Origin of the sequence: Sphingopyxis sp. PAMC25046, from assembly GCF_004795895.1 — a bacterium.
Classification (GTDB): domain Bacteria; phylum Pseudomonadota; class Alphaproteobacteria; order Sphingomonadales; family Sphingomonadaceae; genus Sphingopyxis.
In genome coordinates this window covers 2,122,339-2,142,840 of the sequence record NZ_CP039250.1, presented here as the reverse complement: position 1 = coordinate 2,142,840, position 20,502 = coordinate 2,122,339, and the positions used below count along the sequence as shown (strand labels likewise).

Annotated in this window: 19 protein-coding genes; 14 read left to right on the top strand and 5 right to left on the bottom strand. The window is 63.8% G+C overall.

All coding sequences use genetic code 11. The features are described from left to right. Nucleotides 1–18: 18 nt before the first annotated feature. From E5675_RS10045 to E5675_RS09995, 11 genes are all read left to right on the top strand, one after another. Nucleotides 19–1,092, top strand: coding sequence for a mannose-1-phosphate guanylyltransferase/mannose-6-phosphate isomerase (locus E5675_RS10045; RefSeq protein WP_136174385.1), 1,074 nt, complete (start codon nt 19–21; stop codon nt 1,090–1,092). Nucleotides 1,093–1,145: 53 nt separating this feature from the next. Next, nucleotides 1,146–1,712 (top strand): ATP-dependent protease subunit HslV, encoded by a 567-nt coding sequence (gene hslV / locus E5675_RS10040; RefSeq protein WP_136174384.1) that lies wholly within the window; start codon nt 1,146–1,148, stop codon nt 1,710–1,712. 17 nt (nt 1,713–1,729) lie between these two features. Further along, nucleotides 1,730–2,815, top strand: coding sequence for an FAD-dependent oxidoreductase (locus E5675_RS10035; RefSeq protein WP_247594859.1), 1,086 nt, complete (start codon nt 1,730–1,732; stop codon nt 2,813–2,815). A 79-nt stretch (nt 2,816–2,894) separates the two neighbouring features. After that, nucleotides 2,895–4,193, top strand: coding sequence for an ATP-dependent protease ATPase subunit HslU (gene hslU, locus E5675_RS10030; RefSeq protein WP_136174383.1), 1,299 nt, complete (start codon nt 2,895–2,897; stop codon nt 4,191–4,193). A gap of 320 nt (nt 4,194–4,513) precedes the next feature. Continuing rightward, nucleotides 4,514–5,356, top strand: a complete 843-nt coding sequence (locus E5675_RS10025) for a helix-turn-helix domain-containing protein (RefSeq protein ID WP_136174382.1) — start codon at nt 4,514–4,516, stop codon at nt 5,354–5,356. A gap of 148 nt (nt 5,357–5,504) precedes the next feature. Beyond that, nucleotides 5,505–6,455 (top strand): hypothetical protein, encoded by a 951-nt coding sequence (locus E5675_RS10020; RefSeq protein ID WP_136174381.1) that lies wholly within the window; start codon nt 5,505–5,507, stop codon nt 6,453–6,455. Further along, nucleotides 6,409–7,413, top strand: coding sequence for a tRNA lysidine(34) synthetase TilS (gene tilS / locus E5675_RS10015; RefSeq protein ID WP_136174380.1), 1,005 nt, complete (start codon nt 6,409–6,411; stop codon nt 7,411–7,413). Before E5675_RS10020 ends, tilS begins: the two co-directional genes overlap by 47 nt. Nucleotides 7,414–7,496: 83 nt before the next feature. Beyond that, a complete protein-coding gene (gene ftsH, locus E5675_RS10010) occupies nt 7,497–9,440 on the top strand; it encodes an ATP-dependent zinc metalloprotease FtsH (protein WP_136174379.1) in 1,944 nt (647 codons plus the stop codon). 58 nt (nt 9,441–9,498) lie between these two features. Continuing rightward, on the top strand, nt 9,499–9,885 hold the full coding sequence (locus tag E5675_RS10005) for a hypothetical protein (RefSeq protein WP_136174378.1): 387 nt from the start codon (nt 9,499–9,501) through the stop codon (nt 9,883–9,885). Between the two features lie 38 nt (nt 9,886–9,923). Further along, complete coding sequence (locus tag E5675_RS10000) at nt 9,924–10,409, top strand: hypothetical protein (protein ID WP_168707842.1); 486 nt, start codon at nt 9,924–9,926, stop codon at nt 10,407–10,409. 9 nt (nt 10,410–10,418) lie between these two features. Next, complete coding sequence (locus E5675_RS09995; protein WP_136174376.1) at nt 10,419–11,024, top strand: DUF3800 domain-containing protein; 606 nt, start codon at nt 10,419–10,421, stop codon at nt 11,022–11,024. Between the two features lie 54 nt (nt 11,025–11,078). Here the strand turns inward: E5675_RS09995 and rpoZ are convergent, their stop codons facing one another. After that, the gene (rpoZ, locus tag E5675_RS09990; RefSeq protein ID WP_037557031.1) at nt 11,079–11,423 is read right to left on the bottom strand and encodes a DNA-directed RNA polymerase subunit omega; all 345 of its coding nucleotides are present in this window, start codon (nt 11,421–11,423) and stop codon (nt 11,079–11,081) included. A 133-nt stretch (nt 11,424–11,556) separates the two neighbouring features. Between rpoZ and E5675_RS09985 the strand changes: the two genes are divergently transcribed. After that, nucleotides 11,557–12,747 carry a phosphatidylserine/phosphatidylglycerophosphate/cardiolipin synthase family protein gene (locus E5675_RS09985; protein WP_136174375.1) on the top strand — a complete coding sequence of 397 codons (1,191 nt, stop codon included), beginning with the start codon at nt 11,557–11,559 and terminating at the stop codon, nt 12,745–12,747. A 15-nt stretch (nt 12,748–12,762) separates the two neighbouring features. Here the strand turns inward: E5675_RS09985 and E5675_RS09980 are convergent, their stop codons facing one another. Next, a complete protein-coding gene (locus E5675_RS09980) occupies nt 12,763–13,401 on the bottom strand; it encodes a methyltransferase domain-containing protein (RefSeq protein ID WP_136176412.1) in 639 nt (212 codons plus the stop codon). A 148-nt stretch (nt 13,402–13,549) separates the two neighbouring features. On the opposite strand from E5675_RS09980, the gene E5675_RS09975 reads away from it, so the two are divergent. Further along, nucleotides 13,550–14,854, top strand: a complete 1,305-nt coding sequence (locus E5675_RS09975) for an MFS transporter (protein ID WP_136174374.1) — start codon at nt 13,550–13,552, stop codon at nt 14,852–14,854. Between the two features lie 10 nt (nt 14,855–14,864). On the opposite strand, the gene E5675_RS09970 is transcribed toward E5675_RS09975, so the two are convergent. Further along, a complete protein-coding gene (locus E5675_RS09970) occupies nt 14,865–17,186 on the bottom strand; it encodes a CDC48 family AAA ATPase (protein ID WP_247594858.1) in 2,322 nt (773 codons plus the stop codon). Nucleotides 17,187–17,327: 141 nt separating this feature from the next. Here E5675_RS09970 and E5675_RS09965 point away from each other — a divergent pair, with 141 nt between their 5' ends. After that, nucleotides 17,328–18,206: a LysR substrate-binding domain-containing protein gene (locus tag E5675_RS09965; RefSeq protein WP_136174373.1), complete on the top strand. Its 879-nt coding sequence runs from the start codon at nt 17,328–17,330 to the stop codon at nt 18,204–18,206. 11 nt (nt 18,207–18,217) lie between these two features. Here the strand turns inward: E5675_RS09965 and E5675_RS09960 are convergent, their stop codons facing one another. Beyond that, nucleotides 18,218–18,943: a methyltransferase domain-containing protein gene (locus E5675_RS09960; RefSeq protein ID WP_168707841.1), complete on the bottom strand. Its 726-nt coding sequence runs from the start codon at nt 18,941–18,943 to the stop codon at nt 18,218–18,220. Nucleotides 18,944–19,145: 202 nt separating this feature from the next. Further along, on the bottom strand, nt 19,146–20,411 hold the full coding sequence (locus E5675_RS09955) for a hypothetical protein (RefSeq protein ID WP_168707840.1): 1,266 nt from the start codon (nt 20,409–20,411) through the stop codon (nt 19,146–19,148). Nucleotides 20,412–20,502: the final 91 nt, after the last annotated feature.

The following is a 20,502-nucleotide window of genomic DNA, read 5'->3' as shown; positions in this document are numbered from 1 at the left end:
CTTCCCTAAAGGCCCGATATGAACAGCATCGTCCCCGTCATCCTATCCGGCGGCTCGGGCACGCGCCTGTGGCCGATGTCGACTGGCGCCGCGCCCAAACAGTTCCAGCCGCTGACCGGAAGCGACAGCATGTTCCGGCAAACGCTCGATCGGGCGGTCGACCGCACCCGCTTCGCCGCACCGCTTATCGTGTGCGGTCCTGGCCATGTAGCTTTTGTCGAGGCCGATCTGGCGGCGGCGGGGGTTACCGATGCGCGGATCATCGTTGAGCCAGCAGCACGCAACACCGCTCCGGCGATCGCGCTCGCGGCGCTTGCGACGCTCGCCGCCGATCCGGCCGCGATGATCCTCGTGATGCCGGCCGACCATGTGATGACCGACGTCCCGGCCTTCCTCGACGCGATCGAGACTGCGCGCCCGGCGATCGCGGCCGGTGCGCTCGCCACCTTCGGCATCGCCCCTGCCTATCCCGAAACCGGTTATGGCTATATCGCCGCGGGCGACCCGCTGACCGGCGCGCCGGGCGTCCACACGGTGCGGCGCTTCGTCGAAAAGCCGCCGCGCGACAAAGCCGAGGAAATGCTCGCCGAGGGTGGTCATTACTGGAACGCCGGCATCTTCCTGATGCGTGCCGACCGTTTCCTCGCCGAACTCGAACGACAACAACCCGCGATGGCTTCGTCGTGCGCCGCCTCTGCGGCGGCGGCACGGCACGACGGTGTGCAAATTCATCCCGGCGACGAAGCCTTCCTTGCCAGCCCGTCGAACTCGATCGACTATGCCGTGATGGAGGGTGCCGAAAGCGTAGTCGTCGTCCCGGTCGATCCCGGCTGGTCCGACGTCGGCGGCTGGGCGGCGCTGCACGACCTCGGCGGCAAGGACGAAGCGGGCAATGTTCGCATCGGCGACGTGATCGCGATCGGCGCGGCCGGCAATTATCTCCGCGCCGACAAGGGCAGGCGCATCGCGGTCGTCGGCGTTTCCGATCTGGTGGTCGTGACCCATGGCGACGACATTTTGATCATTCCGCGCGACCGCGCGCAGGAGGTCAAGGCAATCGTTGAACATCTCGCCGGCAATCCGCCGGCCTGAAGTCAAACGCCTTCCCCTTGCGGCCCCGCCGCCCATCGCCCATATCGCGCGGCATGACCAATCCCCATGCGCAAAGTGCCGCGCCCTGGCACGGAACCACCATCCTCTCTGCCCGCAGCGAAGACAAGGTCGTCATCATCGGCGACGGCCAGGTGTCGATGGGCCAGACGGTGATGAAACCCAATGCCCGCAAGGTGCGGCGTCTCCACGACGGCAGTGTCATCGGCGGCTTCGCGGGCGCGACCGCCGACGCATTCACCCTCTTCGAACGGCTCGAGGCTAAGCTCGAGCGCCATAACGGCCAATTGCTACGCGCCGCGGTCGAACTCGCCAAGGACTGGCGCACCGACAAATATCTCCGCAATCTGGAAGCGATGATGATCGTCGCCGACAAGGAGGTCACGCTCGTCATCACCGGCAACGGCGACGTGCTGGAACCCAAGGGCGGAATCGCAGCGATCGGCTCGGGCGGCAATTACGCGCTTTCGGCCGCGCGCGCGCTCGCCGACTATGAAAAGGACCCCGAGGTGCTGACGAAGAAGGCGATGGAGGTCGCCGCCGACATCTGCGTTTACACCAACGACCAGTTCACGTCCGAGACCATCGACATCAAGGGCTAAGCCACTATGGTCGCGAGGTGATTCAAGCGCTCCCTCGCCGCCATTTCGTCGCCGCCTGCGCCGCAGTCGCACTCCCCGGCTGCGCGACCACCACCGCACGCCCCCCTTCCGCCTGCCTCACGCCGGTGAAGGCAACGCCCGACCGCGTCATCCGCACCCTTGCCGGCCTGCGCCCCTATCGCCCCGGCGGCTTCGTCGTCCGCGCCGATACGCTCGGCGCCAAGCGGCTCGTCCACAATTACGGCCACGGCGGTTCGGGCATCACTATGAGTTGGGGCACCGCGAAACTCGCGGTCGAGATGGGCGCACCCGGCCACGCCGGCCCCGTCGCGGTGATCGGCGCCGGCATCGTCGGCCTGTCGACCGCGCGGCTGCTGCAGGAGGCGGGCTTTTCCGTCACCGTCTATGCCAAGGCGCTGCCGCCTGACACGACCTCGAACATCGCCGGCGGGCAATTCCACCCCTTCGGCCTGTTCAAGACCGACGCCGTGACCCCCGAATGGCGGCGGCAGTTCACCGCGGCGCTCGATTACAGCTGGCGGCGCTTCCAGATCATGGTCGGCGACGATTATGGGGTGCGCTGGCTGACGACCTATTCCGAAGGCACGCCCGAGGAGCCCAAGCTTGCGACCTTCCCGCCTGCGGCGCGCGCGCTTCACCGAGACGAGCATCCCTTTCCGGTCGAGCGGCTCTGGCAATATGACACGATCTATGTCGAAACCGGCCGCTACCTCCGCCAGATGATGCGCGATATCGAGGGCGCGGGCGGCCGCATCGCGGTACGCAGCTTCGCCACGCCCGCCGAGATCGCGTCGCTCCCCGAAACGCTCGTCTTCAACTGCACCGGGCTCGGCGCGCGCGAGCTGTTCGGCGACACGGAATTGATCCCGATCCGCGGCCAGCTCGCCATTCTCATCCCGCAGCCCGAGGTGCGCTATGCCTTCACCGGCGAGGCGGGCTATATGTTCCCGCGCGCCGACGGGATCGTGATCGGCGGCAGCTACGAACGCAACATATGGGAGGCCGAGCCCCAACCCGATCGCATCGCGCGCATCGTCGCCTCGCACCAGAAGCTGTTCGCGGGTTTCCGCTGCCCGGCTTGACTTGACCCCGCTTGACTTGATCGGCCCCCTTCCCATCTAGCCGTCACATGAAATTCTTTCTGCTGGACCTCTCCGACATATGAACAAAGACCTGACCCCGAAGGCGATCGTCGCCGCGCTCGACACGCATATCATCGGCCAGACCGCGGCGAAGCGCGCGGTCGCGGTGGCGCTGCGCAACCGCTGGCGCCGCCAGCAGCTGTCTCCCGACCTGCGCGACGAGGTCAGCCCCAAGAACATCCTGATGATCGGGCCCACGGGCTGCGGCAAGACCGAGATTTCGCGCCGCCTCGCGAAGCTCGCCGACGCGCCTTTCATCAAGGTCGAGGCGACCAAGTTCACCGAGGTCGGCTATGTTGGCCGCGACGTCGAACAGATCGCACGCGACCTTGTCGAGGAAGCGGTGCGGCTCGAGAAGGACCGCCGCCGCGAAGCGGTGCGTGCCGCCGCCGAAGAGGCGGCGATGGAGCGGCTGCTCGACGCGCTCACGGGCAAGGGCGCCAGCGAGGCGACACGCCAGAGTTTCCGCCAGCGCATCCGTGAGGGTCACCTTGACGAGAGCGAGGTCGAGATCGAGGTCGTCGACGCGCCCATGTCGTTCGAATTGCCCGGCCAGCCGGGGCAGATGAGCATGATCAACCTGTCGGACATGCTCGGCAAGGCGATGGGCGGCCCGCCCAAGAAGCGCCGCAAGCTGAAAGTCATCGAGGCCGCGACGCGGCTGATCGAGGAAGAGCAGGACAAGCGGCTCGACCAAGATGATGTCGCGCGCGTCGCGCTCGCCGATGCCGAGGCGAACGGCATCGTCTTCCTCGACGAGATCGACAAGATTGCGGTCAGCGACGTGCGCGGCGGCTCGGTGAGCCGCGAGGGCGTCCAGCGCGACCTGTTGCCGCTGATCGAGGGCACGACGGTCGCGACCAAATATGGCCCGATGAAGACCGATCATATCCTCTTCATCGCGTCGGGTGCCTTCCATGTTGCCAAGCCCAGCGATCTCCTCCCTGAACTCCAAGGCCGCCTCCCCATCCGCGTCGAACTCGGCGCGCTTTCCGAAGAGGATTTTGTTCGTATTCTCAGCGAGACAAAGGCCGGACTTCCCGAACAATATGCGGCGCTGCTCGGCACCGAGGGCGTGACGCTGAACTTCACCGATGAGGCCATCGCGCGCGTCGCGAAACTCGCGGCAGAGGTGAATGAAAAGGTCGAGAATATCGGCGCGCGCCGGCTCCAGACGATCATGGAGCGGCTGGTCGAGGAAATCAGCTTCACCGCCGAAGACGCGGGCGGCACGACGCTCGACATCGATGCCGCCTATGTCGACAGCCAGCTCGCCGACGTCGTCGGCGACACCGACCTCAGCAAATATGTCCTTTAGGGTGCAACGGCCAACCGCCGGTTGCGACCTCTCTTATCAATCACCATCCGGACTTGACCCGGAAGCCATAGCCGCGCCGTCATAAGGGCTCCCGGATCAAATTCGGAATAACGAAGCAAAATAGACGCCTGATCGCTCACCTCAAAGTCGCTCTCCCTCAAGCCGTCACACACTCGAATCCACCCCCGACTGGCAAACCCAAATCCCGCTTCTTTTCAAACCGTCCGTTTACCGAACTTCATTTGACTTTCGCGCGCCGTCAATGCGATGAACGGGTGACACGGTCGAACCTGGGTCAAACGGCCGGCACGGAGACAGCAATGACGGATGAGGACGTCGCCCCCGAACAGGGCGAGTTGGCGATCACGCGCACCGGCGATCGGCTTCGGCTGGCGCGGGAAGCGGCGGGTCTGTCGCTCGCCGATGTGGCGACGCGGACGCGCATCACCCAGCGCCATCTCGCCGCGATCGAAAAGTCAGATTTTTCGGAACTTCCGGGCCGAACCTATGTCACGGGTTTCGCGCGCGCCTATGCCCGTGCGGTCGACCTGCCCGAGGCCGAAATCGGCGCTGCGGTGCGTCAGGAACTCGAAGACGACGAATATGGCTCGCGGCCGCTTTACGAAGCCTACGAACCGACCGATCCCGCGCGGCTGCCGACCGCGCGACTGACCTGGACCCTGGTCATCGTCACGCTGCTGCTCGCATCGGCTTATGGCGTCTGGCGTTTCCTGTCGGTCGAACCCGACGAGGCTTTGATCGCCGCGCAGAACCGTGCCGCCGATGAATCCGAAGCGCCGCAGAGCGACGCCGCCGCGACGCCCGCGACCAAGGCGGGCGCGGTCGCGGCCAACGCGCCGGTCGTGCTGACCGGCCTGTCGGAAGTCTGGATCGGCTTCGACGATGCGACGGGCAAGACCGAGAATTGGCGCACGCTCGAGGCGGGCGAAGTCTATCAGGTGCCGCCGGCCTATATCGAACAATTCACGCTGCGTACGAGCATTCCTCAAGCGCTGCGGGTCACGGTCGGCGGCCGTGACGTCGGGTCGATCGGCCCCGCCGACACGCTCGTGAAAGGCATTTCGCTGAAACCCGCCGATCTTGTCGCGCCCACCGGAGGCAGCGGCGCGGCAGCCCCCGCGGGGCCGCGCCCCAAAGGCTGACTGCCGCGACGATCAGGGGCAAACAGGGCTTGAAACGCCGGTCGTTCGGGCCGGTTCGAACGGCAGCGCGCCTAAATGGGTTTGCACTGGCGCCGATTGCCGCGTTATGGACGGCGAAATTGGTTAATCAGTGGGGGCCTAACGGCAGATGATGATGCGTCAGATCACTTTCCTCGGAGCGGCAACGATCGCGCTCACAGCGGCGATGCCGGCAGCGGCGCAGGATAATAATATCGGCAAGCGCGTCGATCGGCTCGAAAAGGAAATGCGGGCGGTCCAGCGTTCGGTCTTCCCGGGCGGTAGCCCGACCTTTTTCGAAGGCGAGATCGCGCCCGACAATACCCCGGGCGAACGTTCGCGCACCAACGCCCCGGTGATCGACCTGACCGCGCGCGTCGATGCGCTTGAGGCGCAGTTGCAGATGCTGACCGGGCAGACCGAGCAGAACGCCTTCCAGCTGCGCGAGCTCGAAAAGGCGTTCACCGCCTACAAGGCCGAAATGGACAAACGCTTCGCCGATCCAGCAGCGGTCGATCCGGCGGCGGCTGACCCGGCGGCCACCCCCGCGAGCCTCGCCCCCGTGGTCAAGGCACCCGCGACCGCTGCCGCGACACCCGCGAAAAAGCCGGCCAGCAAACCTGCGGCAAAGCCCGGCGCGCCCGACGCGGCACGGCTCGCGCTTGTAAAAAAGGTCGAAGTGCCGTCGACGGGCAACGAGACCAAGGATGCCTATGATTATGGCTATCGCCTGTGGGACGCCAAACTCTATCCCGAAGCGCAGGCGCAGCTGAAGACAGTCGTCGCCGAATGGCCGAAGAGCAGCTATGCGAGCTTTGCGCAGAATCTGCTCGGCCGCGCCTATCTCGACGAAGGCAAACCGAGCCTCGCCGCGGTCGCCTTCTACAATAATTACAAGGACCGCCCGAGCGGCCCGCGCGCGCCGCACAGCCTCGTTTACATGGGCATCGCGCTCGACAAGCTCGGTCGCAAGGCCGACGCCTGCAAGGCGTTCCGCGAGCTCGACGAAGTCTATGGCGACAAGGCGCCACAGGATGTCCGCACCGATGCTGCCGCCGCAAAAGCAAAAGCAGGCTGCTGATCGCGACGTCGCCGGCCGGCTCGCCGGCGATATCGCGGCGCTGCTCGGCCCCGACTGGCACCGGCTCCATTACGGCGTTGCGGTATCGGGCGGCCCCGACTCAATGGCTTTGCTCTGGCTGATGACCAGCCTGCTGCCCGGACAGGTCTGGGCGGCGACGGTCGATCATGGTCTGCGCAAGGGATCGGACGACGAGGCGCGGATGGTCGCGGGTTTTTGCGCGCGCGAGCATATCCCGCATTCGACGCTGCGTCCGCCGGCGCCGATCACCGGATCGCAGCAGGCCGCTGCGCGCGCCGAACGCTACCGCCTGCTCGAACAATGGCGCGAAGCGAACGCGCTCGACCATATCGTCACCGCGCATCACGCCGACGACCAGCTCGAAACGATCGTGATGCGGCTCAACCGGTCGAGCGGTGTCGGCGGGCTCGCCGCGATCCGCGCGAAGAACGGCCTGCTTCTGCGCCCGCTGCTTGACTGGCGGCGAAGCGAACTCGTGCACCTCGCGCTCGAAAACGACCTTCCCTTCGTGGACGATCCGTCGAACAGCGACGATCGCTTCGACCGCGCACGGCTGCGCCATGCGCTGCGATCGCAGACCGCGCTTGACCCGGTGGCGTCGGCGCGGTCGGCGGCGTGGCTAGCCGAAGCCGACGAGGCGCTCGACTGGGCGGTCGAACGCCTGGTCGCCTCATGGCCCGACGCCTCCGACATCGCGGTAATCCGCGACGATGGATATCCGCCCGAAATGTTCCGCCGCATCGTCGCGCAACGTTTGCGCGCCAACGCGCCGCAACTGGTCCTGCGCGGCGCCTCACTCGACGGCGTCATCGCGGCAATGCGGCAGGGGCGCCGCGCGATGGTCGGCGCGCTGCTGATCGATGCCGTGCGCGGCCTCGAGGGGACGATCTGGCGCATTTCCGCGGCGCCGCGGCGGAAAGCCCCTAAAAAGGCCTGATTGCCTCATTGTCATTTAACCCGATTATCCTATCTTGTGGGGATCAGCTTCGCATGTGCGCGCGACGATAGGAAAGATTCCGAATGCAGGACGACAAGGAACCGCAGGGCAACCCCTGGATGAAGAGCGTGATGATCTGGAGCGGCATCCTGCTCGCCATGCTCCTCGTCGCCTCGATGTTCGGCGGCGCCGCGCAGCCCGCGGGCAGTCCGCTCGCTTATTCGGAATTCCGCCAGAAGGTCGAGGAAGGCAGCGTCAAGGACGTCGTCCTCTCCGAAGACAAGGTCACGGGCACGCTTTCGAACGGCGACCGCTTTACCGCGAACGTCGTGCGCGATCCCGAGCTGCTCAAGATGCTCAATGAAAATGGCGTCAAATATGATGGGAAAGCAACCGAAGTACCGAATTTCTGGATGTATATGCTCGTCCAGTCGCTGCCCTTCCTGCTGATCCTCGGCATTGCCTTCTTCGTCTTCCGCCAGGTTCAGAAGAATAACGGCTCGGGCGCGATGGGCTTCGGCAAGTCGCGCGCCAAGATGCTCACCGAAAAGCAGGGCCGCGTGACCTTCGACGATGTCGCGGGCATCGACGAGGCGCGCGAAGAGCTCGAGGAAATCGTCGAATTCCTGAAGGATCCGACCAAATTTTCGAAACTCGGCGGTCAGATTCCGAAGGGTGCCTTGCTCGTCGGCTCGCCCGGCACCGGCAAGACCTTGCTCGCCCGCGCGATCGCGGGTGAGGCGGGCGTGCCCTTCTTCACCATTTCGGGTTCGGATTTCGTCGAAATGTTCGTCGGCGTTGGTGCTTCGCGTGTTCGCGACATGTTCGAACAGGCCAAGCGCAACGCACCTTGCATCGTCTTCATCGACGAAATCGACGCCGTCGGCCGCCACCGTGGCGCCGGGCTTGGCAACGGCAATGACGAGCGCGAACAAACGCTGAACCAGCTTCTTGTCGAAATGGACGGCTTCGAAGCTAACGAGGGCATCATCATCGTCGCGGCGACAAACCGTCCCGACGTGCTCGACCCCGCGCTGCTGCGTCCGGGCCGCTTCGACCGCCAGGTCGTCGTGCCGCGCCCTGACATCGAAGGCCGTCAGAAGATACTCGAAGTCCACACGCGCAAGAAGCCGCTCGCCCCCGATGTCGACCTGCGCCGGATCGCGCGTGGCACTCCCGGCTTCTCGGGCGCCGATCTGGCTAATCTTTGCAACGAAGCGGCGCTGCTCGCCGCGCGCAAGGGCAAGCGCCTGATCGCCTCGAACGAGTTCGAGGAAGCGAAAGACAAGGTGATGATGGGTGCCGAGCGTCGCTCGATGGTGATGACCGAGGACGAGAAGAAGGCGACCGCTTATCACGAAGCCGGTCACGCGCTGGTCTCGCTCCACGTCGAGCACAACGACCCGCTTCACAAGGTCACGATCATCCCGCGCGGCCGCGCGCTGGGGGTGACGTGGAACCTGCCCGAACGCGACCGCTATTCGCAGAATATGAAGCAGATGAAGGCGCGCCTCGCGCTCTGTTTCGGCGGCCGCATTGCCGAGCAGCTCATTTATGGCAAGGACGAGCTCAACACGGGCGCCTCGAACGACATTCAGCAGGCGACCGACATGGCCCGCGCGATGGTCATGGAATATGGCATGTCCGAAAAATTGGGCTGGCTACGCTATCGCGACAACCAGGACGAGGTCTTCCTCGGCCACAGCGTGTCGCGCGCCCAGAACATGTCGGAAGAAACCGCCAAGTTGATCGACGCCGAGGTTCGCCGCCTCGTCGAGGAAGGCGAAAAGGTCGCGCGCAAGGTACTTACCGACCATCTCGACGAGCTCCACCTGCTCGCCGGCGCGCTGCTCGAATATGAGACGCTGTCGGGCGAGGAGGCGAAGCGCGCGATCAAGGGCGAGGACATCGGCCGCGAGGATGATGCTGACAAGCGTGGCACCCCGGTTTCGGGTCATGCCGGCGGCGTTCCGCAGATCAAGCGCAAGCCGCGCCCGTTCGGCGACGCCAATCCGCAGGGCGCGTAGGGCTCGGTCTGGCTCCCTCTTCAGGGACCATTCATTGGCTGGGGGGAAGGTGCGGCGCATGATCAACGCGAAACATGCGCGCCTCCTGCCTCTCCTGCTCATCGCTCCCCTCCTCTGTGCCATGGCGCCGGGCGACATGAGCGTAGCGGCGTTTCTCGCACGCGCGGCATCGATCGAGCGGCTCGGTCCGCTCGCGCTCGCGACACCGCAAGGCCATCAACTCAAAGGTGAGGTCATCGCGGCAGGCAAACGCTACAAGGCACGTATCGATGCCGAACGCCGTGCCGGTCGCAAGACGACGAGTTGTCCGCCTGAGTCGGGCGATCTCAGCCCCGATCAATGGCTGTCGCATCTGCGCAGCTATCCGGTTTCCGTGCGGCGGAAAGTCAGCATCTATTCGGCCTTCGATGCCCTGATGAAGAAACGCTATCCCTGCCCTGTCTGATGCGCCAAAGATGCTGGCGAGGACCAAGGGAGGAAGCGATGACGGGCAAGAAGTGGGGCATTCTGGCGGCGGCAGCGCTTCTGGCGATCGGCGCCCCGCCCGCGCTGGCGCAGAGCACAGGCACGCTGACCAGCAAGGTCGAACTAGAAAAATCGACCCCTGCCGCAGACGGACAGCCCGCAACCAAGACGTACCTCACGCCGGACATCGTCGTTCCGGGCGACCGGGTGCGCATCTCGCTCGCCTTCACAAATAACGGCGCGGAACCTGCGTCGGGCGTGGTGATCGCCAATCCGATCCCGCAAGCACTGTTGTTCGACGGCACCGACGACGAGGCGGGTTTCGGCGTCTCGGTGGACAGCGGCAAACAGTTTGCGCCGCTTTCCGACTTGGCGGTGCCGGTCGAGGGCGGAGCGACCCGCCCCGCGACCGCGGCCGACGTTACGCATGTCCGCTGGAAGTGGGCCGACGCGGTCGCGCCCGGCCAGACGCGCACGGTCGCCTTTTTCGGGCGTGTGCGGTAACCCCTCGGAATGACGATCTATTGCGACGAATCGGGCGGGCTCAACGCCGGCGCGATGACCTTCTCGGCGGTGATGCTCACCCCCCAGGCAGCGACCGAAATCCACGATCGTTTCCGCGGCGTCACCGGGCTGCGCGGCGAACTCAAAGGTAGTCGTATTAGTCTTGTCGAGCGCGCCTACCTGCTCGAACTGTTCGACCGCGCCGGCGGCAGGGCATGGGTCGCGGTCGCCGAGCGCGACAAGCTGGCGCAGAATCCCGGCGGCACCCTGCCTAGTGATCTCGAGCTCTACGGCGCATTGCTCAACAGCGCGGTCGGCCACTGGCTTCCGGAAACGGGAGGCGTCTGCACCGACGTCGTGATAGACGACGGGCGCTACGATCCCGAAATCCTGGCGCATGTCCGCGAGGAGATTCAGGCCGGGCTCGGTCAGTGGGGGCGCGCCTCGCTCGCAGACAGCCGTCGCAGCGATGGCGTTCAGATCGCCGATGTGATCGCCAACAGCCTGTTCAACATCGTGGTCGGCTCGCCGCGTGCGCACCGCATCCAGCGCATTCTGGAGCCGATGCTGGCTTCGAAGACGATCCGGATCGCCGAACTGACGCACGTTGACTGACAAAAGGGCCGCAGTTTCCTGCGGCCCCCTTGGTGATCGATTTTTCGGCAGCGCTTATTCGAAGTCGCCGCCACCGCCTGCGGGGCTGCGCGGCGGCGCCGCCGCGGTCAGGCGCAGCGCTTCGGCCGAGCGGCTGATCGAGCTGATTTCATCGGGCGTGTCGTCATCGTCAACGACAACCTTCTGCATCGAACCGACCAGCGTTTCCTGCAGATCCTTGGGACGAATCGTCTGTTCGGCGATCTCGCGCAGCGCGACGACGGGATTCTTGTCGCGGTCGCGGTCGACGGTCAGTTCCGAACCACCCGAGATTTCCCGTGCGCGATGCGCGGAGAGCAGAACCAGGTCGAAGCGGTTGGAAATCTTGTCGACGCAATCTTCGACGGTAACGCGGGCCATATTGTTTCCTTAGGTATCGGAGAAGCCAGCCCAAGGGCGTGGCGGCAAGCGCTACGCGCTAGCAGCCCGGCCCTATTATGTCAATCGGAGGGCACTCTTGCGACATTTGCGGCCGCCAGCCTATGAACGATCAATGAGCGACCTCTGCCCTTCCGCCGACCTGCACCAGAGCCTGTCGGCGGACGTAGCGGGTCATCGTATAGAACTGCTCTTCGACGGCGGCGATCGGCTGACACGGCTGCTCGATCTGATCAACGGCGCGGCGCACAGCATCGACCTCATCATGTATATCTTCGAGGACGATACGGCGGGTCGGCGCATTCTCGATGCCATGCTGGCGGCAACGAAGCGCGGCGTCCGCATCCGTGCGGTGATCGACAGTTTCGGATCGGGCGACACGCCCGACAGCCTCTTCGCCCCACTCCGCGAAGCGGGCGGCAGTGTTACCTTCTTCTCGCGCCGCTGGCGGTCGACCTATCTTATCCGCAATCATCAAAAGCTGATTCTGATCGACGACTATATCGCGGTCACCGGCGGGTTTAATATCGCCGACGATTATCTGAGCCCGCCGCGCAGCGACTGCTGGTTCGACATCGGAATGATTGTGAAAGGTCCGACGGTCGCTCGCGCCGCGCGATGGTTCGCCGAGATCCACGAGTACACCGTCAACAACGACGGCAAGGTGCTGACCTTGCGGAGGCTGATCCGCGAATGGCCTGTCGATGGCGAGGCTGTCTCTTGGCTCGTCGGGGGACCGACGCAGCGCCTCTCTCCCTGGGCACGGGCGGTTCGCGCCGACCTGGATGATGCGCGGCAGCTGGATATGGCGATGGCCTATTTCTCGCCGGGTCAGGGAATGCTGCGCCGGCTCGGCCGCGTCGCCCGGCGCGGCCGCGCGCGGTTCGTGATGGCGGGCAAGTCGGACAATCCGGCAACGATCGGCGCGTCACGGCTGCTCTATGGCTATCTTTTGCGCAAGACCGCCGAGGTCTGGGAATATCGGCCGTGCCGGTTGCACATGAAGCTGATCGTCATCGACGATGTCGTCTATATCGGATCGGCCAATTTCGACGTACGCAGCCTGTTCGTGAACGTCGAGGTGATGGTGCGGATCGCCGACGCTGGCTTCGCCGAAAAGATGCGCAACTTCCTCACGGCGCTCCGGCCCGACTGCGAGATCATCACGTCGCAGTCGCACAAGGCGCGCGGCAGTTGGCTGACGCGGCTGCGCTGGACGCTAGCCTGGTTCGTCGTTGGCGTCGTCGACTATACGGTATCGCGAAAACTCAACTTCGGGCTCGGCGACCCCGACCCGGACGTTTAGCCTTTTCTCGGACAGTCAGTCCTTCCAGCCCCAGAAGAGGAAGCAGGGCGGGACATTGACCCACTCGAATGCATTGTCGATGCGGTTGAAGTGCGCCGCGAGGAAATCGCGCGCGCGGGCGCGGAATTGATAGACGAGGAAAGCGCCGCCTGGACGCAATACACGGTGTGTCGCCGCTGCGATGGCGGGGCCGACGCCGGCGGGCAGCGTCGAGAATGGCAGACCGGAGAGGACATAATCGGCCTTTTCGAAGCCATGCGCGCGAATAATTTCCTCGACGTTGGCCGCTGAGCCATGAATCGCGATAAAGCGGCTGTCGCGGATGTCCTTGCGAAGATAATCGATGAATTCCTCGTTGGTGTCGATCGCGATCAGCGTCGCGTCGCCCGTCATCCGTTCGAGGATGGGGCGGCAGAAAGTGCCCACGCCCGGGCCATATTCGACGAACAGCTTGGTATTCTTCCAGTCGACAGGCTTCAGCATGTGGCGGATCAGCGTCGGCGACGACGGCACGATCGAGCCCACCATGACCGGGTGCTTGATAAAGCCGCGCACGAACATACCCCACGGCCCGAAAAAGCGCTTGAGGCCCACGCGCAGCCGGCGGGCAAGCGGGGCTTTCGTTTGTTGGGCCTGCGCCCGCGGATTGGTCATGATGGCTTTCGCGTTGTTGCGGTTGGTCAAATGCGTGGCAAAATCGTGGCGGTCACGCAAGGAAAGAGTCTGTCTTGACTCTGGACAGCGGGGCGCCCGCGTGTAGGGAGAAGCCACGTTACCGACGGCAAACAAAGAAGGGGCGGACATGGCGACGACATCGCATTCCATCCCTTCGGACCGCATGGCGGTGCTGTTTGCCGTCATGCTGGTCGCCGCGGCAGGCAATACGGCGATGCAGTCGATCCTGCCCGCCATCGGCGCCAAGCTGCACATTCCCGACGTTTGGGTTAGCCTCGCTTTCAGCTGGTCGGCGCTGCTTTGGGTGCTCACCGCGCCGCACTGGGCGCGCCAATCCGACAAACGTGGACGCAAGGCGCTGATGGCGCTCGGCGTCACCGGCTTCCTCTCGTCCATGGCACTGTGCGGTATCGTATTGTGGGCCGGGTTGAACGGCCTTGTCGGTGCCGGGCTCACCTTCATCGTCTTCGCTCTGTTCCGTAGCCTTTACGGCGGGCTCGGATCCGCATCTCCTCCCGCGGTGCAAGCCTATGTCGCGTCGCGCACCGACCCCGCGGAACGTACGCAAGCCCTGTCGCTTGTCTCCTCCTCTTTCGGACTCGGGACGGTGATCGGGCCGGCGGTCGCTCCCTATTTCATCCTGCCCGTCGTGGGACTGGCCGGACCCATGATCGTCTTCGCGTTGATTGGACTGATCGTCTTGATCATGCTGCGCTGGCGCCTGCCGAACGACACGCCCCGCTTTGCCGCACGCGGCGCCGTCGCGCCCTACCCTCTGTCCGCCGGTCCTGCCGAACCGACGGGCGAAGAGGAAAACGATCCGGACGCTCCCGAGCAGGAACCTCTCGGCTGGCGTGACGGCCGAGTCCGTCCATGGTTGCTCGCGGGTTTCCTCGGCGGACAGGCTCAGGCGATGATGCTGGGCGTCATCGGCTTCCTCGTCCTCGATCGCCTGCAATTGCGCGCCGACCCGGACACCGCCGCCAGATTGACCGGCACGGTGCTGATGGCGGGCGCGTTCGCGACCCTGCTCGCTCAATGGGGCCTGATCCCGCTGTTCAAACTGACCCCGCGCCCGACGGTATTATGGGGCGCCGTGCTCGCGATCGGCGGGATATTGACGACCGGCCTCGCGCAGGACCTCCACGGCATCGTGATCGGCTTTGCGCTCGGTTCGCTCGGTTTTGGCCTGTTCCGGCCCGGCTTCACCGCCGGCGCCTCGCTCTCGGTTCCGCGTCGCGACCAAGGAGCGGTCGCCGGCATGACCGCGTCGATCAACGGATCGGCCTATATCGTATCGCCCGCCATCGGCGTGCTGCTCTACAATTGGCATCCGATGGTCGCATATGGGTTGATGGCCGGCTTCTGCGGCTGGCTGATCCTGTGGGGCTGGTCGGCGTTGAAACCAAACCAGCCCTCGACCGATCTTTAGGAGTAGCGGCTCAGTCCCGCGTGTCGTCGTGCTTACGGTCGCGGATCGGCTTGAGCATGCCGGGAGCAAAGAAGCCGATCGGGTCGACGCTCATTGCGGCCTGCTTGATCTCGCCCTGGATCTTTTCATAGTCCCGCTCCATCGCTTCGGTCACCGAAGCGCGGGTGTCTTTGAGGGCGGTCTCGAAGTCCTCCATCGTCACCGTATCGCTGCCCATCGAGCGCTTGAGCGCCGCGAGGCCCGCACGCCGTGTCAGATCCTCCAGGTCGGCGCCGGTGAAGCGATCGGATTTTTCGGCGAGAATGCCTAGGTCCACGTCGTCCGCGAGCGGCATCTTCGCCGTCTGGATTTCGAGGATGCGCTTGCGCCCCTCGGCATTCGGCACCGAGACGTAGATGAGTTCGTCAAGCCGCCCCGGGCGCAGCAGCGCGGGGTCGATCAGGTTCGGGCGGTTCGTCGCGCCGATGACGACGACCGATTGCATCTCCTCGATCCCATCCATCTCGGCGAGTATCGTGTTGACGACGCGTTCGGTCACCTGCGGTTCGCCCGATGTGCCGCTGCCCCGCGCAGGCACCAGGCTATCGAGTTCATCGATAAAAATGATTGTCGGCGCGACGGCACGCGCGCGCTGGAATAGTCGCGCGATCTGCTGCTCACTCTCACCATACCATTTGGACAAAAGGTCCGAGGATTTGATCGAGATGAAATTGGCATCGGATTCGCGCGCTGCGGCCTTGGCCAGCAATGTTTTGCCGGTTCCGGGCGGTCCATAGAGCAGAAAGCCCTTCGCGGGACGGATTCCCAGGCGCCGGAACGCCTCGGGATTCTTCAGCGGCAGTTCGATCCCTTCGATCAACTTGTCTCGCGCCGCGTCGAGGCCGCCGATGTCGCTCCAGCGGGTCTTGGGCGCCTGCACCATCACCTCGCGCATCGCTGACGGCTGGACGCGTTTCAGCGCATTGTTGAAATCCTCGCGCGTCACGCGCAATTCCTCGAGCACCTCGGGCGGGATCGTCCCTTCCTCGAGATTGAGCTTGGGCATGATCCGGCGAACGGCTTCGATCGCCGCTTCACGGGTCAGCGCCGCCATATCAGCGCCAACGAAACCGAAGGTCGTGCGCGACAGCTCATCCAGATCGACATTGTCGGCGAGCGGCATGCCGCGCGTGTGGATGCCTAATATCTCGCGGCGCCCTTTCTCGTCGGGAACGCCGATCACGATCTCGCGGTCAAAACGACCGGGACGTCGCAGTGCCTCGTCGATCGCGTCGGGGCGATTGGTAGCGGCAATGACGACAAGATTCGTCCGCGGCTCCAACCCGTCCATCAGCGTGAGCAACTGCGCCACGAGCCGCTTTTCGGCCTCGCCCTGCACCTGCCCGCGTTTCGGCGCGATCGAATCGATTTCGTCGATGAACAGGATCGAGGGCGCAGACTTGGCCGCCTGCTCGAAGATGTCGCGCAAACGCTTTTCGGACTCGCCATAGGCGCTGCCCATGATCTCGGGCCCGTTGATCAGGAAGAATTGCGCTTCGCTTTCGTTGGCCACCGCGCGCGCGAGCCGCGTCTTGCCCGTTCCCGGCGGGCCATGCAGCAGTACCCCGCGGGGCGGATCAACGCCGAGGCGGCGGAACAATTCGGGATAACGGAGCGGCAGTTCGACCATCTCGCGCAGCTGGTCAATCGTCTCGCCCAGCCCGCCGAGATCATCGTAGGTGACGTCGGTGCGGCGCGCATCCTGTGGCTCTTGATATTCGGGGAGCAGTTCGATTTCGGTATTCTCGTCGATGAAGACGACGCCTTTGGGGCTCGCCGACACGACGAGCAGGCGGACCTCGGCGAGCGCATAGGCCGGCGCGTTGAGCATCTGGCGAAGCTGCGGCGGCATGTCGCCCGATGGCAGCCGCTGCTGCCCGGCGGTCGCGACCGTATCGCCTGCAACGACTGGACGGCCGAAGAAGCTGCGCTTCAATGCGTTGGCCGATCCCTGCAACCGCAGATTTTCCTGCGCTGGCGCGAACACCACGCGCGTCGCAGGGCGGGTCTCGACACGGCTCAGAACCACCATGTCGCCCGCACCGGCCCCCGCATTGGCGCGCTGCAGGCCGTCGAGGCGAATGACCTCCAGCCCTTCATCCTCGGCATAGGGCGCCACCACCCGCGAAGCCGTCTGCCGCTTGCCGCTGATCTCGATGATATCGCCCTCGGTCACGCCGAGTTCGGCCATGGCCGAGCGCGGGATCCGGGCGATGCCGCCGCCGCTTTCCTCGGCGCGCGAATTCGCCACCTGCAGTTTCACCTGTTTTTCCTTTACCGCTGCTTCGGCCAATGCGCATCTCCCTCAAAAAGGTCAGAATGCGAAACATAGGTTGTCGTTCCCGATTTGCGACCCCGCTTCCCCGTCAATCTATGACGCACTGCACAAAATTCTGGCATGTCCGCCGCGCCCATGTCATCATCGCCAACCGATATGCCACGCCTCCCCACTCTCAGCAGCATGGAAGCCTTTCTTGAGGTCGCGCGCCATGGCACGGTCAAGGCGGCGGCGATCGAACTCGGCCTGTCGATGCCCGCCCTTTCGCGGCGTATCCAGACGCTCGAACATGCGGTGGGACGTCCGCTGTTCAACCGGCATCACCATGGGCTCAGCCTCACCGAGACCGGACGCGCGTTGCACGAACAATTGTCGCCGATTCTCGATGAGTTGCGCGCGGTGATAGGCCAGGCCGGCAGCCCCGATGCGTCGCTCCGCCTCCACCTCAATGTCCTGCCATTGTTCGCGCAGCAGCGGCTGTTCCCGCGCTTGCCCGACCTGCGCCGACAGCATCCCGAACTGCATATCGATATCGACACTATGTCGCATGGCGAAGCGCGTCTGGGCGACGGCATCGACGCAGCGATTGCGCTGGCCCGTTCGATCGACCCGATGCTCTACGCCGCGCGCCTCGACCAGGACAAGGTGTTCCCCATCGCATCGCGAACGCTGACCGACGGCAAGCGTGCGATCAGCGTTCCCGAGCAGATGCAGCGGATGACCGTGCTCCTCCACCGCGAGATGCCCGAGACCTTTTCCGAATGGAAGAAGGCGATCGGAATGCCCTATCTTGAGCCTGCGGGGATCGACTATTTCGATTCGGGCTCGCTGATGTTGGAAGCGGCGGCACAGGGTATCGGGGTCGCATTCATGCACGGCCACCACTTCGATGATGCGCACGATCCGCGCCTCGTCCGCCTGTTCGATTTCGATGTCGACAGCCCGTACAGCTACTGGTTCGTATGTCGCCCACGCGCCCTACGCCAGCCGGCAGTGAAGCTTTTCCACGACTGGCTGCTAGCAGCAAAAATCTGAACCAGATTCTTTCAAACCATTGCCAGTTCCGCGGTGTACCGCTGGCCGGTAAACGTCAAGCATAGCAGCATCAGACCGACTTTCCTGAACGTCATATTGAAATAGGAACAATCGCGATATTCTTCGGGAAGCGACGACATCTGTTCCTTGTAACTCATGACTTCCTTGCTCTCGATCAGTTCGAAACCGGCCTGAGCAAAATCGTCCGCCATATTCTCGACGTTTCGGACCCGCACAACGCATTCGCCCGCCGAACTCGCTCCTTGCTCGGGCGTTATGTCCTGAATGGAATAGAAATCATCGCCGGCTTTTCGAAGCGGCGAACGGCTGACGAAGATCGTGTCGCCCGACAATCGCGACAGGGCCGAAATGAACGACTTTGAATCTAGAATATATTGCAAGGTCCCGATCAGAATGGACAATCCATATTGTCCCTCCGTCGGCAGGTCGGTTTGAAAGCAGACGCGATCTCCCAGCACGCGCCTGCCGACGCGGCAGGATTCGGCGCCGTCCACGACTGTATAGGGCGTCTCACCCAGATGTTTCCGCAGAAGGATGAAATTATCGCCGAAGCCCCCGCCGACATCGAGAATCGGCGCGCCGCCGTTGCGCCGGAGCAACGCCCTCAACGGACTCATGGTCCGCGGCAGCCCGTTGCCATATCGCGCGATCCGCGCCAACTCGCGAACACGGTCCGCCACCGTGGGATGGCTCAATCTGTCGGCGTAGCGATTCATATGGGAAACCCATTGAGGCGACTCCCACGGGCTCGGAAGATCAGGCACTTCAGATGCCTTGCGAAATATATGGTTGAAGGTCGCCAAGTCGCGCTCTCCTCAAAGCGCCCGCCCCTGCACCACAGTTCCGGAAAAGCATGACCTCGTCAAGATAACAGCGGTTGGAAGGCATAGCTCTCAGATAAAGGGGCGTCATTCTTCGTCATTGAAATCCTTTTCCTTTGAGGCGAACGCCGCCGATGCGGCCGGTGAGATAGACGCCGCGCGGACCGCCGCTCGTATCCATCCGACCGACGTCAACCTTCAACATCCCCTCATCCGAGCGCAGGACCATGCGCGAGGGGTCGGCCAACCGCCCGACCACGCGGTCGATCGTCAGCACGCCTTCGCCCGCCATGCCATGTTGCAACACGATCGCTTTATATGTGGTTTCGACGGTGTTGCTGTTGCGGAAATCCAGCGTGCCTATCCGCACCGATTTCCAGCGGTCGAAGAGCGCGACCGGATAGCTGGGATAATTTTCGACGCGCAACTCGCGAATATCCACCGACGCAACGCGGTTTATGCTGAGTGCAATGGCATTGACGCCGGGGTGATGCGGGTGGTTTGGCGTCGAATTGGCTATCCTGCTTCCGTCGAGGTCGAGGCTGTCTATGCGGATATATTCATTGATCACATTCGGATCGTCCGAGGTGATCTGCACCACCGAGCCCTGTATAGAGCCAATACGGGCAATGACCGGTTGATACGCCCCCTCTCGGTTCGGTTCGGCATCGAAATCGCGATAGCCGACTGGCCCATCCTGGACGATCCCGGCTATTTTCGCCTCTCCACCGGCCATGGCCACGATGCAACGGTAGATATTCCGTCCCGTTACGACGCCGGTTACGAGATTGCGCTGATGCTCGGCTTCGCTGGTCGCCCGCCCGTAGGTATAAAGCACATCGCCCCGGATATTCTCGCCATAGACGTTCCCGATCGTGATGTTATCGGCCGCTAGGACGGCGATGCCGTGCGAATATTCGTCGCGATCGGTCGCAATGTTTCCGATCAACCGCACATCACCCATTCGTATATTATTGGCGTCGGCGGTAAATGTGATAATCGGATGAAGCTGGTTATCGCCCGTCAGCCCCGGCTTCTGCCTGAAAGTTACGCCATCGGTCCGGATTTGATAGTTGGTTCCCGAAAACTTGATTTCGCCGACATAATAGGTCCCTTGCGGAAAAATCAGCGTTTTTCCCGTCCCCTGAACCTTGTCGCGAGCGGCGTGGATCGCCGACGTGGCGTCGTAACGCGACGTTCCAGCAAGAATCGCGGCACGCTGATTGTCGGGAATGAACTCCAGCACAGAAACCTCACCGGATTCGACCTTTGCGTCTGCACAGCCGCTTCCCGCTACTGTCAGAGCAATGCCGAGAACCATGGCAGCCGGCGCAAACATTCTGAAAATGACGGGAGGTCGCAATGCAGTTCCTTTGAATCGGCGTGCCGAACACAGACGCGCAAAGCGTTAAACCCCTCGCCTGAACGCATGCTTGCCATAAGAAGCGAACATC